General features: G+C 57.5%; 9 protein-coding genes. All 9 read left to right on the top strand.

Features of this window, described 5'->3' with window-relative positions; translation table 11 throughout:
- The first annotated feature begins 61 nt into the window (after positions 1-61).
- The 9 genes from AC6HU3_RS03470 (at position 62) to AC6HU3_RS03430 (ending at position 13,803) form a co-directional block, all read left to right on the top strand.
- Entirely contained in the window at positions 62-691 is a 630-nt protein-coding gene (locus AC6HU3_RS03470) for a MotA/TolQ/ExbB proton channel family protein (protein WP_497474689.1), read from the top strand.
- Between the two features lie 9 nt (positions 692-700).
- Positions 701-1,126 (top strand): ExbD/TolR family protein, encoded by a 426-nt coding sequence (locus AC6HU3_RS03465; protein ID WP_497474687.1) that lies wholly within the window; start codon positions 701-703, stop codon positions 1,124-1,126.
- 1 nt (position 1,127) lies between these two features.
- Complete coding sequence (locus AC6HU3_RS03460; protein ID WP_497474685.1) at positions 1,128-1,559, top strand: ExbD/TolR family protein; 432 nt, start codon at positions 1,128-1,130, stop codon at positions 1,557-1,559.
- Between the two features lie 13 nt (positions 1,560-1,572).
- Complete coding sequence (locus AC6HU3_RS03455; RefSeq protein ID WP_497474684.1) at positions 1,573-2,229, top strand: energy transducer TonB; 657 nt, start codon at positions 1,573-1,575, stop codon at positions 2,227-2,229.
- A gap of 20 nt (positions 2,230-2,249) precedes the next feature.
- Positions 2,250-5,324 carry a TonB-dependent receptor domain-containing protein gene (locus tag AC6HU3_RS03450; RefSeq protein WP_497474682.1) on the top strand — a complete coding sequence of 1,025 codons (3,075 nt, stop codon included), beginning with the start codon at positions 2,250-2,252 and terminating at the stop codon, positions 5,322-5,324.
- Positions 5,325-5,344: 20 nt separating this feature from the next.
- Positions 5,345-7,627 (top strand): hypothetical protein, encoded by a 2,283-nt coding sequence (locus AC6HU3_RS03445; RefSeq protein WP_497474680.1) that lies wholly within the window; start codon positions 5,345-5,347, stop codon positions 7,625-7,627.
- Between the two features lie 9 nt (positions 7,628-7,636).
- Positions 7,637-8,644 (top strand): PorV/PorQ family protein, encoded by a 1,008-nt coding sequence (locus AC6HU3_RS03440; protein ID WP_497474678.1) that lies wholly within the window; start codon positions 7,637-7,639, stop codon positions 8,642-8,644.
- Entirely contained in the window at positions 8,641-9,831 is a 1,191-nt protein-coding gene (locus AC6HU3_RS03435; RefSeq protein ID WP_497474676.1) for a hypothetical protein, read from the top strand. Before AC6HU3_RS03440 ends, AC6HU3_RS03435 begins: the two co-directional genes overlap by 4 nt.
- 447 nt (positions 9,832-10,278) lie before the next feature.
- Positions 10,279-13,803, top strand: a complete 3,525-nt coding sequence (locus AC6HU3_RS03430) for a T9SS type A sorting domain-containing protein (protein WP_497474675.1) — start codon at positions 10,279-10,281, stop codon at positions 13,801-13,803.
- Positions 13,804-13,817 lie beyond the last annotated feature (14 nt).

The raw sequence follows: 13,817 nt of genomic DNA, 5'->3' as shown, positions 1-13,817 counted from the left end.
CATCTATAATAAACCGCGAAGGTGAAAATGAACCGCAACCAAACGAAGGGAGGCTGAAGCGATGCAGGGTCTCGTCGACTACTTCCAGAAAGGTGGTCCCATGATGTGGCCCCTCCTGATCCTGGCGATCGTGGGGCTTGCCATCATCTTTGAGCGGATCATCACCCTGTTCATTCGGGCAGGGGACCCCTCCAAAATCGCGGAGAAAACCATTGAAATCTTTGAAACGGAGGGGATGGAGGAAGCCATTGAATACCTTCGTCGCAACCCCAATCCTGTGGCGAAGGTGATCCTCCACGGTCTGGAGCGGATTGAGAAAGGCCGCATGGTGGTGGAGGAAGCCATGGCCCAGAAGGCGGCAAGTCAGCTGGGCTTTCTTGACCGGGGGATGGTGTATCTCACCGCCATCGCCACCCTGGCTCCCATCCTCGGGTTTCTCGGGACGGTGACCGGAATGATCCGGGCGTTCCAGGCCATTGCCGTGGCGGGTGAGGTGGAGCCCAGCCTGGTGGCGGCCGGGATTTCAGAAGCCCTGATCACCACGGCGACGGGTCTGATTATCGCGGCTCCCGTTGCCTTTTTCTATGCCGTGTTTTCCAGCCGGATCAACGGATTTTTGAGGAGCATGGAGGAAGCCACCAACGGGCTGGTGGAATATCTCCTGGAGCGCGGTGTGCTCGCGGAGATGTGAGGCGCGGCCATGATGCGCTTTCGCCGGCAGATGGAAGTGCAGGAAGCAGAGATTCCGACCGCATCGATGGCGGACATCTCCTTCCTGCTCATTGTGTTCTTTATGGCCACCGCCGTGTTCGCCCGGGACAAGGGATTGAAGCTCGCCGTCACCCCCAAGAGTGACACCACCACCGTGGTGAAACTCAAAGGGAAGAAGCTCTTCAAGATCTCCATCAACGATGCGGGGCAGGTGTTTGTGGGGGATGAGCCGGTGGATCCGGCCCAGATCCCGGACCTGCTCCGCCAGCGCCTTGAAGAGGAGCCCGAAGCGGTGGTTCTGATTCGGACCCACGTAAACGCTCCCTATGGAAAGATGATCGAGGTGTTTGACCAGGTGCGCAACGTCCCCGAAGCCAACCGGGTTGCGGTGAAGGCCATCCGTCCGGAGGAATAACATGCCCAAATTCACCCAGCGTCAGCGAAAAACCGGTCGGGTGCTCATCCCCACGGCGTCCATGTCCGACATCGCCACCCTTCTCATCATCTTCTTTGTGCTCACCACCGTGTTCCGTAAGGAGGTGGGCCTTCCGGTGGCCCTTCCCCAGGCCAGCAACACGGAGCGGATCCTGAAAAGCCGGGATATCGCCAACGTGTATGTGGACAAGGAAGGGCGCATTTCGGTGGATGACCGGCTGGTGGATCCCCAGCAGGCTGCCCTGATTTTCAAGACCAAATATGCGGAAAATCCTGGCCTGATTGTTCAGATCAAAGCGGACAGGGAAGCCCCCTACGGGAAGGTGGACGACGTCATTGAGAACCTGCGAGAAACCCTCCGTGAAGCCCCGGCCATCCGGCTGGTGTTCGCCACGGAGGAGCCTCGGCGATGACAGGGGGTGAGGGATGAAGAATCTGCAGGAAATCAAGGAAAGGGAAGGACGCCGGCTGGAGGATGAATATCCCTTCAACCTTCAGCTGGGGATTACCATCACCCTGGTGCTGATGATCGGTCTCTTCACGTTCGTGAAAGGCCTGGAAGTTCATCCCTATTCGCCCAAAACGGAGTTTGAAGTCCTCCAGGAGAACGTGGACCTCACCGTGGAGGACGTGGATGAGCCTCCGCCGCCGCCGAAACCCAAAGTGGAGGTGGAAGAAGCCACGTCAGAGGAGGAGGCGGAGGTGGAGGAAGAAGAAGTGGATATTGCGCCCACAACCGAGTTCAACGAACTGGAAGCGCCGCCTCCTCCCGTGACGGAGGAGACCTTTGAGTTCTGGGCGGTGGAGAAAAAACCGGAAGTGGTGAAGCGGGTGCAGCCCCGGTATCCCGAACTCGCCCGGCGGGCCGGGATCGAGGGGCAGGTGTTTGTGCGTGTGCTGGTGGGGGAGGATGGACGGGTGGTCCGTGCGGAGATCTACGGTGCCCGTCCGCCGGAGGTGAAGGAGGTGCTGGGTCCCGCAGCCCTGGAGGCGGCAAAGCAGTTCGTGTTCACGCCCGGAATGCAGCGGGACAAGCCGGTGAAGGTGTGGGTGATGATCCCCTTCCAGTTCAAATTGCAGTGAAACCAAACAGGAGGTTTGGTATGCGCTGGTTGCGCTTGCTTGGTTTGCTGTTCCTGGCAGGAGGTCTCTGGGCGGGGACGACCGGGAAGATCACCGGTCGCGTGGTGGACGCCCAGACGGGCGAGCCTCTGGTGGGTGCCAACGTGGTGGTGGAAGGCACCCGGATGGGGGCCGCGACCGACCTGGACGGGTATTACATTATTCTGAACGTCCCTCCGGGAGAATACACCCTCACGGTCTCCTATGTGGGCTATCAGACCAAAAAGATCCAGGGTGTGGTGGTGGAGGCCGACCGCACCACCGAAATCAATGTGGAACTCTCGCCCACGGTGGTGCAGACCGAAGTGGTGGAGGTGATTGAAACCCGGATCACCCAGGCCATGCGTCCGGACGTCACCCAGAGTCTGGACGTGGTGAAGACCGAGGACGTGAAGGAGCAGGCCGTTCAGACCGTGGAGGACGTGATTGGTCAGCAGGCGGGTGTTGTGATCAGTGGTGGAGACATCCACGTCCGGGGGAGTCGTCCCGGTGAGGTGGTGTATGTGGTGGACGGTGCGGTGGTGATGGACCCCTATGCCCGAACCTCGGATATTGAAATTCCCCTTTCGGCCATTCAGGAAGCTGCCTTTTCCAAAGGTGGGTTTGGTGCCGAATACGGAAACGCCGCCTCGGCGGTGTTCAACATCGTGACCCGGGAGGGACGGGACAAATATGAGGGGAACCTGGAGTTCCGCTCCCGTCCCATGTTCCTGGATGCCGAGCGGGGGGACCGTGTGCTCAAGAAAGCCAAATTCTATTATGACCTTCCCATCGGTCCGGTGGTATCCACCCCGGGTCAGATCGACACCTTCATCACCACAGGGGATGGAACCCCCGACGTGCTGAATGCGGACTATGCCGGGAAGGACTGGAACACGGGTTACAGGCGGTGGCTTTTTGCGCTGGGCGGTCCGTTTCCGTACCTTTCGGATCTGAAATTCTATTTCTCCGGGGATCTGCTCAATTCCAATGGGCGTTTCCAGGGGTTCCCCACCAATCAGGACGGGCTTCAGTGGAAGGTCACCTGGACCCCGACTGCCAAGCTGAAACTGTTCACCAGCGGGCTGTATAACTTTGAACGGAATATCCCGTATGATGTGCAGTTCCGTCTTGCTCCCACCGGAATGTTTCGCCGCACTGCCATTCGCCGTCAGTTTGTATTTGGATTCAACTATCTTTTCAGTCCCACCACCTATCTGGAGGTGCGTGGCGGCCGCTTTGTGACGCACCTCCTTCTGAACGATTCGGAAGATCTGGACAAGGATGGTGTGGACGACTGGACGGATCTGGACGGGGACCAGCGGCCGGAGGTGGACCCCGGCTGGCTGGATTATCTCGTGCGGGCCGGCTATCTTTCCCAGGCGCAGTATGACCAGCTTGTGAGCGGAGCCACGGAGGAAAACGGGCGGCTTGAGCTCAACGCCTACTGGTGGGAGGTGGACGGTCTCTATCCCAGTTTTGTCTTCCAGCGCTCCAACATTGACTTTCTCCTGGTGGACTTCGTGAATCCCCGGACCGGTCAGCGGGAGAAGGCCTATGTCCCCACCTTCTGGATCCAGGACACCCTTCTGTTCTTTGGTCAGGACACGGTGACGAATTTCACCATCGTGAGCGATCCGGACATGGACAGCCTGGTGGCGAATCAGTACATCCCCGATGCCTGGACCCGGGATCGTTTCGTCTGGCATGAAGACTCCTCGGAAATCTGGAGTTTCCGTGCGGACTTTGTTTCGGCCTTCCGGCGGATCCACACCTTCAAGACGGGTGTGGAGTTTCGCCAGCACCACATCTGGCGCAACCATATTGACTTTGCCTCGGGTGGCAACATCTATGTGGACATCGTGGACGTGAAGCCCCGGGAGTTTGCCTATTACATCCAGGACAAGGTTGAGTACGAAGGCCTCGTGGCCAATCTGGGGTTGCGCTTTGACTACTTTGATCCCAATGCCTATTACCCGCCTGTTCTGGACTCCACCGACATTTCCAGTCTGGTTTCCTATGTGGACTTCCGCCGTTATCCTGAAGGTGGACCCCAGGCCCTGGATTCCACGAAACTGGCAAAAGCCAAACCCAAATGGCTGGTGAGTCCCCGGATCGGGATCTCCCATCCTTTCACCGAGCGTGACGTTCTGCACTTTACGTACGGGTATTACTTCCAGATTCCGCAGATGGCCCGGCTCTATTCCAACATGACCTACTGGTTCACGGGGGCCTTTCCCATCCTGGGGAATCCCAACCTGCGACCCGAACAGACCATCTCCTTTGAGGTGGGATTCCGCCATGCTTTTGACCCCTACACCATGGTGGACATCACCGCCTTCCAGAAGGATGTGCGGGATCTCATCCAGAGCAACATGACCACCCTTCCCAACCAGCTCAACGTGACCACCTATTTCAACTCGGACTTTGCCTCGTCCCGGGGAATCGAGCTCGAATTTGAGCGCCTTTACGGTGCCGCGTTTCTCCCGGATTTCAGCCTCCGTGCCAACCTGACCCTGATGCGGGCCACCGGGACCTTCTCCAGCCCGACGGATCGCTATTCCCTCCAGTGGGCGGGGATTCCTCTCGCCTTCAACGAAGAACTCCCTCTGGACTGGGACCGTCCCATTCAGCTGAACGTGCTCCTCGGTTACCGGAAGTCTCTGAAGAAAGCGCTCGGGAGCGGACTCAGCTTTGAAACGGTGGGAGCGAGCCTGACGTATCAGTATCACTCGGGAGACCCCTGGAGTCCGCCCATCCGCGATCGGGCACGTGCGCTGGAGCAGACCAACTCCCTGCGGATGCCCGCCGTGTCCACCACCGATCTCCATGCCTATCTGACCTTTGGTCTGGGCAATGTGGGACGAATCCGCCTCTACACCAACATCTATAACCTTCTGAACAACCGAACGCCTGTCGGATTTGCAGACCGTGACTTCTATTACGCCTTCGGGTATGACCCTCAGACGGGCGAGCATGTGAATCCTGCAGCGGCCGAGGGCGCGGAGCGAAATCAAACGACCCGTCAGCGTCCCCGTCACGGTGAAATCGGTGTGGAGATCTCTCTTCAGTATTGATGAAGGCAAGGAGGTTCAGGATGAAGTGGTCGAAGGCATGGTGGATGGCTGGATTGTTGATGCTGATGGGGTGGGGTGAAGCACGCCCCAACCTCGCCAAAGTTCGCCTGTCCGGTGGGGGACAGGGTACCCCACCCACCCTCACCGCACGTCCCGGTCGTGCCACTTTCGTGATGGACAAAGGGGAACTCTGGAACACCGAGTCGAACTTCGGGTCCATCGGGGATCCAAACTCGGTTCAGCCCTCCTATTCCTGGCCCGGTGGAACCCCCGGGGTGAACAACTATTATCAGTGGGAAGGTCGGTTCTGGGTGGGTGCCCAGGTGGGTGGGGTGAAATATGTCACCCAGGCGGAGTATGGAGCCTGGGAGTGGGGGCCCAGCGAGGAAAACGACCCCGGGACGGGCTTTCTGTACATCGGGCCCGGCAAGGGCGCCCTGGATGTGGTGCGAGCGTTTGACGATTTTTCCGACAACCCGTACAACCAGTCTGGTCGGCATCTCGGACTCAAGATCATCCAGCGGACGATGCAGTGGCCCAACGAACCCTACAACGACTTCCTCGCCAACGAGTTCTACATCACGTTTGATCCCTCCAAGGCGGATGTCCCGGGCGTGGGGGGGGTGCTGGATTCGGTGTTCGTGACCATCGTGTTTGACTCCGACGTGTGTGGCGGTGATCCCTCCGATCCCCACATTGACGACCTCGTGGCCTTTGACGGTGACACGAAAGGTGACTGGGGCCCCCTGATGCTGGGCGGCATGGAGGACACGCTGGCGGTGCTTTCGGACACCACCATCGTGTGCGGGTATTCGCCCTGCGACGGAATCCCCGACGGCTATTTCATCTGGGGGGACGATGACGTGGAGAAGGAGATCACCGCGCAGTGGGCGGCGAGCACGGGCAATCCCATGCCGGACAGCCAGCAACTCGTGATCTATGATGAGAACGGCGGTGTTGCCCAGACGCTGGGTTACTACTACTACGCCATTCCCCGAAACATGTCCTATATTTACGATGGGGACAACCCTTCGGTGCCCGGGAACGACACGGGTGAGGGAGGAACCTGTGCAGGATACATCGGAGGCATGTGGCTCTACGCCCCTCCCAGCCCCAACGATTCCATCGGGCCCATGGGCTTCCGGATCATCCAGCCCAACGCCCACCAGTGGTGGAACTGGGAGAGTGATCCTCCCTCGGATCCTGATCGCTACCAGTATATGATGGGTCAGCATCCCGCCACCAAATTCCACAAATACGGACCCCATCCCTTTGACCTTGGTGCGAGCGAGTTTGACTATCGCTTCCTGCTTGCGGCCGGCCCCTTTTCCATCGCGGCGGGTGAAACGCTGAAACTTGTGTTCATCGGAGGTGTGGGGCAGGGTCTTTCGGGAGGTGTGGATCCCAAATGGAGACCGGGGAACCCCTGGCTTCCCGGTCTTCGTCAGGTGATGGAACGTGCCCTCCAGGCCTATTATAGCGGTGCACTGTCCAGTGATCCGGCCCATCCTTCCGATCCGGATGCCGACCTTCACTGGCGTATCCCGGTGCCTCCGCCCTCGCCAACCCTGAGTTATGCTTCCGTGGCCACGACGAGCAAATCGGCCATCCAGCTTGTGTGGGATAACAAGGCGGAAGTCACACCGGATCCTGTGAAAGGGGTGGTGGATTTTGCGGGATATGCCATTTACCGTGCCCTGTATGGGCCTTCCTTCACAGATCCACCCATTGCGGTGATGTTTGCTTCGTCTCTGTCTCAGGCGGAGAAAGATGCCATCAAGGCCCAGTATGGATGGGAAGCGGTCCCGGAGGTTCCGTTCTCCCGGGTGTTTGAAGACACAACCGCGCCGGCCGGGTTCCCCCTCTATTACGCGGTGACGGCCTTTGACTGGGATCCCGCCTCTCAGACCAGTGTGGAATCCTCCAAAGATAACTACCGCAAGAGCGAGACAGGAGCTCCGGTTGCGGTGTTTCTGGGCACACCCGCGGGGGACACCACCTCCACGAACTGGAAGGACGCCGTTCGGGTTGTGCCCAATCCCTTCCGTGGAAGCGTGCCCTGGTCCAAGACAGCCCTCCTGAACGAAATCGAATTCCAGAACCTCCCGCCGGTTGCCCGGATCACCATCCTGACCCTGGACGGTGACATTGTGAAGGTGATTGACCACAACAACGGCACGGGTTCGGAGCGCTGGGACATGCTCAACCGGAACGGCGAGCGGATTCGCACGGGGATCTATTACTATCGCGTGGAAACCCCCTCCGGGGACTATGTTGTCAAGAAATTCCTGGTGTTGCGGTAAAGGAGGTTCATGATGAAGCGTCTCTGGCTTCTTTTCGTGGTGATGGGTGTGGCTTCCGCCCAGGAATCCTCCGGCCTCTCCTTTGGCCGGGTGGGGACGGCCGGGGCGGAGTTCCTCTCCGTGGAACTCTCCCCCCGGGCCGAAGCCCTGGGTGGGGCCTTCACGGCTGCGGTGCTGGATCCCTCGTCGCCTTTTGGGAACCCCGCAGGCGTGAACTTCGTGAACGAGCGGAGCCTTTTCGTGTCCATCCTGCCTTACTGGGTGTCCACCTATTTTGGCGGCATCTCCTATGTCCATCCCCTGGATCCCTATCAGCGCGTCTATGGCTTTGCTCGGTTCATGAATTCCTCCAACTTTGAGGGTTTTGCCGTTCTCCCGGACGGTGCCGTTCAGGATCTTGGGACCTTTTCGGTGTCCGACATCGCTATGGGTGTGGGGTATGCCCGGCGCTACACGGACCGTGCCGTGATGGCCATTCAGGTGAAGGGTGTGTATGAGCGGTTTGGCGATTTCACCTCGGCCCTTGGCGTTGCGCTGGATGTGGGGTCGGTGTATGACCTGAAGTGGAGAGGGTTCAAATTCGGCATGGCCATGCGCAATCTCGGCCCGGACCTCCGGCCAGGTGGCAAGAAGTTCGTCTATCGTGACAGCACAGAGGAAGCGTATGACACCTATCCCCTTCCCCTCACCTTCCGTCTGGGTCTGGCCTTCAACCCCATTGAGGACGAAAACCAGCGGCTCACGGTGGCCCTGGACATGGAACATCCCAACAACCAGGCCGAGCGCTTCTTCGTGGGTGCGGAATACGCCTATGCCGGCATGTTTTTCCTCCGGGCGGGGTATGTGACCGGATACGGTGGTGCGGGCAATTCCGTTCAGAACAATGTGATCCGTGCGGGTGCGGGCTTCCGGGTTGGAAACTTCCAGATTGATTACAGCTTCACCAATTCCCGGCTGATGGATGATCTTCATCGCATTGGATTCACCCAGGTCTTTGGACAGGGAGGTGTGCGATGAAAAGTGTTCGGAAACTGTTGCTTGCTTCAGCTGTTCTTGCCGTTCTGGCGTGTGCAAAGAAAGAGGAACGCCCATCGCTTGTGGGCCCAACTTACGAGCGACTCTGGACCGAAGGGTGGGAAGCCTATAGTCAAGGCAACTATGCCCTGGCTGAGGAGAAGTTTGACACGATCCTGACACTTGTTACAACGGCGGATCCCTATGCCCACGTGGCAAAAGCGTTTGCAGCCTTACCTCAGGGGAAAATCTCGACAGCGGAAAGCGAGGTTGGGATTGCGATCAGCCTTCGGGGAAACGACGCGTTTCACGCAGAGGAAAACAAACCTCTTGTCAATGTGGTTTCTCTTTCCAGTGACTCTCTTGTGGTGCGTGCTGATTTCGGTGAACCCGTCATCGGCTTCCTGGATGGCATCTCTTTCGGAATCTCGGATTATGATACCACCTACAAAGGTTGGAAAGCCGTATTGCGCCTGGGACCACAGCATACCGATACCTTTGCGATCTTGAACGGTTTCATTCCCTTTGGTTTCCAGGGGTCCAATGGGTCTGTCTTTCTCTGGGAATTGGGTGATTCCTCGGTGGTCCTGATGTACCCCGAGAGTGTCGGGACAGCGATTAGCGACTCCCTTCCCGTTGTAAATGTCCTGTCTGTTCCTGATACGGTTGTGGACACGGTGTACTATGTACCTGGGGACACTGTAGTGCTGGAGACAACGCTGGTGTTTCGCGACACGCTGCGTATGCCGAAGGGATTGGGTCCCATTTTTGCAGACGACACCCTTTTGGCCTCCTTTCTTGTGAGAAGCGCGGGGGTTCCTGCCGACACAGTCCAGGTGCTGGCTTACCTCCTTCGTTCTGCAGCGGAAATAATCAAAACGGTGAACGATCCCAATGTGTGGCCCCGGGTTGCAGCCTATGCGCGTGCTGCGGAGACGCTTATTCATGAAATGGGGTCCCAGGATTTTGCGTGGGACCCTCTGGGGGACGGAGCGCTTGCTTCTCGGTTCTCCCTTCAGAGGGCGCGTATCCTCCAGGCCAAGGCATACTGGATGATGTTCCTGTACAAGAACGCTGCGCAAAAGGTGAACGAAATCTACGGAAGCGTCCAAATTCCTCCGGACACCATCTTCACACCTGAGGTGGTTCAACAACTTGCTTTGTTGATTGAACAAGCAGAAACTTGGTAAACGAGGAGGAAGGACATGAGGGCGTTGAGAATGGTGCTCTTCCTTACGTTGATTCCCTATTTCCATGGCCTTGGGGCCAGACCCTTTGCTCAAGGGGACACATTGACCCTCTGGTACCGTGATGCTGGTCAATCGTCAGGGTATTATCAGGGGGTATTCCTGGTGGACACGGTGACACCGAACTTCTACATCATGTCGCTTCAGGTGCCTTTCCCCATAGGGCCCGTGTTCGGGTCGCTCCGTCGGAACATGGTGGCGTCGCTGATTGATGGATTTCCTCACTTCTTTATTGGAGATTCTTCCCTCTGGTATTTGGACACGACCTATGTCAACCCCGATTTGAACCTAACCCTCCAACTTCAGGGGGGTGACGGATTCGGTTATTCCGGGCTGGCGTTGCTTTTTGGCTTTCAAGGTGTTAAACTTGCCAAAGCCCCCTCGTCTCCGATGGGTAAGTGGACCTCCAGCTCTTTCTTTACCTTCCCGGATGCGCCTATTCAGGACATTGCCCTGGCACCGCGAAATCCAGGAGTTAGCCAGAATAGCGCAAAACTTTACGTTCTGCAGTCCCATTCCGTGTTTGTCCACGATCGTCCTTCACGTGCTACCTGGCGTCTTGGCCTTTTGAGCCAGGACCTGTATGTGGACGACCATTTTGAACAGGATCGCCCCTTTAACGATGCGGGTACATTTTTAACGGACTGGACGCTTGATCAGGGGACTGCGTCAGAGTCGGTTGCATACCTGGATGGCCAACCGTTCCGGGGGGTTCTTGCGGAAAATGGAGCCCGGTTTTCCAAATTCTTTTCTCTGCCTGTTCAGGACCTTCCTCTTTCGGTGGATCTTTCTCTGGGGCTTTCCTCGCAGGACGCCTTCTGGTTCGAGATGCTGAAAGCCGGGAATGAGGAGTGGCGTGTGGGGATCGCTGGGGATACCGTCAAGATCCGGATGGGGCAGGAGAAGCCACTCGGGACGCTGAACCTTTCAGCCACGTTCCGTGAACCGGTGAAAGTTCAACTCTCTCTGGGCTATGACGGAGCGGATTCCTCAAGGGTTCTTCTTGCGATCGATGTTCTGGTGCGTGGGCGTCCCGTGGTGTCAGCGCAGGAGACCCTTGCGGTGAATCAGGTCTTGGGGCTGGATCAGGTCCGTTTCGATGTTCCAGCCGGGAGACTCTTCCTTGATCGAGTTCGAGTCGCTCCTTCCTATCGGTTGGCCCTGGGGGATGTGGGAACAACGCCCGACGTCTTTATCCTCACCGAAGGAGGAACGCTCTTTCGGTATGTGACGGGATCGGGATGGGAACTCATTGCCCAGGGGCTTGTCAATGTCAAAAAGTTGATCAATTCTCCAGCAGTTTCATCCCTTACCTTCTGGTTTATTTCGCAGGATGGTGGACTCTACCAGGTGGATGTCCCGAACCCTGGTACGGCTCAGATTTCCCAGATTTCTGTAGATCCCCAGGTGTCGGAGGTGAGAGATTTCACGGTTTCGGAGACCAACCCGGATTCGTTTCTGGTTGCGACAGATGCTGGTGTGTTCGTGAGCGGAGATGGCGGCCAAAGCTGGCAGGATCTTTCTTCCCGCATGGCGATGCATGATCCCATTTCATGGGTCCGGGATGCAAAGTTCCTTCTGTGGGAAGGTGGAGACACGGCTATTGTGGCCACCTATGGTGGATATTTCCTGACGACCGATCGATTCCAGTCGTTCCGTGAGGTTGATCGCACGAACTTTATGCGCACGGAAAAAACTGAAGCGAGCCGTGAACAGGTTGCGGAATTGGCACGGGTTCTGGAAGACAGCTCGCAGTTCACGACCAACGGAATCTGGCAGGAGGTGCAGAACCTGGTGGGCGGATTGGGTTCAGACGTGGATGGAGATCCGAGGGTGGCTGTTCTCTTGGCCGACGTATCGCATCTCCCGGCGAAAGAAGGCGGGAGAATCCCCGTGTTCGACGTCGTGGATCCCTCACTTTTCGATCCCCAGTCCGAGCATTTTGATTCGATGGAATGCTTCGTGCTGGATGTCAATTTTGCTGAACCCATTGATCCTCCTCATCATCCCAGTAGTCCCATTCGCGGCCAGACGTTGCCCCATCCTGTTAGCTATGCGCAGGCCCTGCAGGAAAGCGATCCTGCTGAACCCTTTGCTCTGGACGCTGTGATCCGTGCATTAACCCGGCTGGTGGTTTATTCCCACCGGAAGAACGAGGAGTCCTGGATCGCTGAAGGGCTGGCCTCTGTTGTCGAGCGAACCCTGAGGACGGGACAACTCCCTGATGCTCCCGACACCATGCTGAATTCTATCGGACAAATTCCCGTGGCTTTCCGGATTGATCAGTGGACGTCGGGATACTTCGAAACAGCGGATGATCCACCACTACTTCGGAATTTCCTGTACGTCTTTTTCAAGTACCTGGTCGGGGGTTACAATTTGACGCTTCCGGATTTTGTCAACGCAACCGGTGCCACAGGAAAGGACCTCGTGGTTCAGCTCACGGGTGGCGCATCCTTTGCAGATGTTTACATGAATTTCTTGAAACAACTCGCCCGTCGTCAAATTGCTCTGCTTCCGCGTGTCAGCCTTGAAAGCTTTCTGACGCCCTACAGTTCTCGCGGAACGGATGTTACGGTTGAGCAGATTGTTCCCTATGGCTTCGCCTTTGTGCGCCTGGATAACAATTATGAGTTCACCGGCACAGAAACCCTGCGTGTGGACTCCCTTCGGTTTGCCATCCGCGTGTGGGATACCCTTCAGGTTTATGGAGTGGCTTTCCGGGGCGTTGGGGATCAGATTTCGCTGGATACGACGTTCAACCTGGATGCGGCGATTACCCGTGATTCCGTTTTCCATCTGAATCTGGCACTTGTGGATCCGCCGTCGGGAGGTCCTGTTCCAGGTGACCGTGCATTTCTGGTTCTGACACGATTCCCAGAAGGGGATCGCCCAGCAGGAGCGGCCATCACTATTTCGGGCTTCCAGAAGCCACAGGTATATGCCGGCTTCATCCAGGATCCACTTGTAGATACTCGGGGCTTTTATTATCTCTTTGCCAATGAGCCCCTGTTCGCGGATGTTGCGCAGGATATGGATCCCCTTCCGGTGGAAGGTCCCTGGTTCGTTGGGGTGTGGAAAAATCCTTACGGGTTGTATGACACGGCTGCAGCCCACATGGACAGGGTTGTGAGTGGCGTGCACTACGATGGGGTTGTGTATCGTATTCCGGTGAGCCTTTTGGCCGATCGAATGAATGTGACGGTGGTCGGAGAAGATCGGCTTGGAAACCTCATGGACACCCTTTCGGACACCCTCACGTTGTGGTTCCTCAAACCTGGAGCGTCTGCCGTCCTTGCAGGCCAGGGGGTTCGCCTTGAAGTTCCCGCGGGTGCGGTTCCACGTGAGGTCAGAGTGTTCGTGCGGGCGCTGGATGGGCAGTCACCCGAGCTGCTGGTTCTTCAGACTCAGCCTCTTGATGGTGCCGTGAAGGTCTATCAGGTGGGAAGCGCTTCTGTCCATCTCCTTCAGCCGGTACGTCTGTTGCTGGAGATCCCTTCAGAGGTTCGTGATCAGGAGATTCGCGTGTTCCGGTATACAGCGGATGGATGGCAGAAAGTGGAAGCCCGTCGCGTGCAGGAAGACCGCGTCGAGCTCCTGACGGACCAGCTTGGGATGTTTGCCCTTGTGGCCAATGGTCAGGCTGCCCGTCCCACCGCGTTTTCTTTCGCCCTCACCCATCCTGTGGTCAAAAACGCGCACAAACTCGCATTTGAAGTGGCGATGCCCGAAGCCGGGGATCTCCAGGTCGCGGTGTTGAATGCCCTGGGGCGGCAGATCGTCACCCGTTCCTTTCATCTCGAGCCTGGGTTCCATCACCTTGCTCTGGATGCCCACCTTGCACCTGGAACGTACTTCGTGAAGGTTCAGGCAACGGGTCGCCGTAAGGTTGACAGGTTCGTGGTGGTCCCGTAAACTATGACCACGGT

Source organism: Caldifarcimen microaerophilum, assembly GCF_055387105.1.
Note: the sequence above shows the minus strand (reverse complement) of the source record. Positions and strands in the feature narration are given on the sequence as shown.

Bases quoted from the DNA above. Each gene is read 5' to 3' on its own strand.
- AC6HU3_RS03450 (WP_497474682.1), top strand. From the start codon at position 2,250: ATGCGCTGGTTGCGCTTGCTTGGTTTGCTGTTCCTGGCAGGAGGTCTC.
- AC6HU3_RS03445 (WP_497474680.1), top strand. From the start codon at position 5,345: ATGAAGTGGTCGAAGGCATGGTGGATGGCTGGATTGTTGATGCTGATG.
- AC6HU3_RS03455 (WP_497474684.1), top strand. From the start codon at position 1,573: ATGAAGAATCTGCAGGAAATCAAGGAAAGGGAAGGACGCCGGCTGGAG.
- AC6HU3_RS03435 (WP_497474676.1), top strand. From the start codon at position 8,641: ATGAAAAGTGTTCGGAAACTGTTGCTTGCTTCAGCTGTTCTTGCCGTT.
- AC6HU3_RS03465 (WP_497474687.1), top strand. From the start codon at position 701: ATGATGCGCTTTCGCCGGCAGATGGAAGTGCAGGAAGCAGAGATTCCG.
- AC6HU3_RS03440 (WP_497474678.1), top strand. From the start codon at position 7,637: ATGATGAAGCGTCTCTGGCTTCTTTTCGTGGTGATGGGTGTGGCTTCC.
- AC6HU3_RS03460 (WP_497474685.1), top strand. From the start codon at position 1,128: ATGCCCAAATTCACCCAGCGTCAGCGAAAAACCGGTCGGGTGCTCATC.
- AC6HU3_RS03430 (WP_497474675.1), top strand. From the start codon at position 10,279: ATGGGTAAGTGGACCTCCAGCTCTTTCTTTACCTTCCCGGATGCGCCT.
- AC6HU3_RS03470 (WP_497474689.1), top strand. From the start codon at position 62: ATGCAGGGTCTCGTCGACTACTTCCAGAAAGGTGGTCCCATGATGTGG.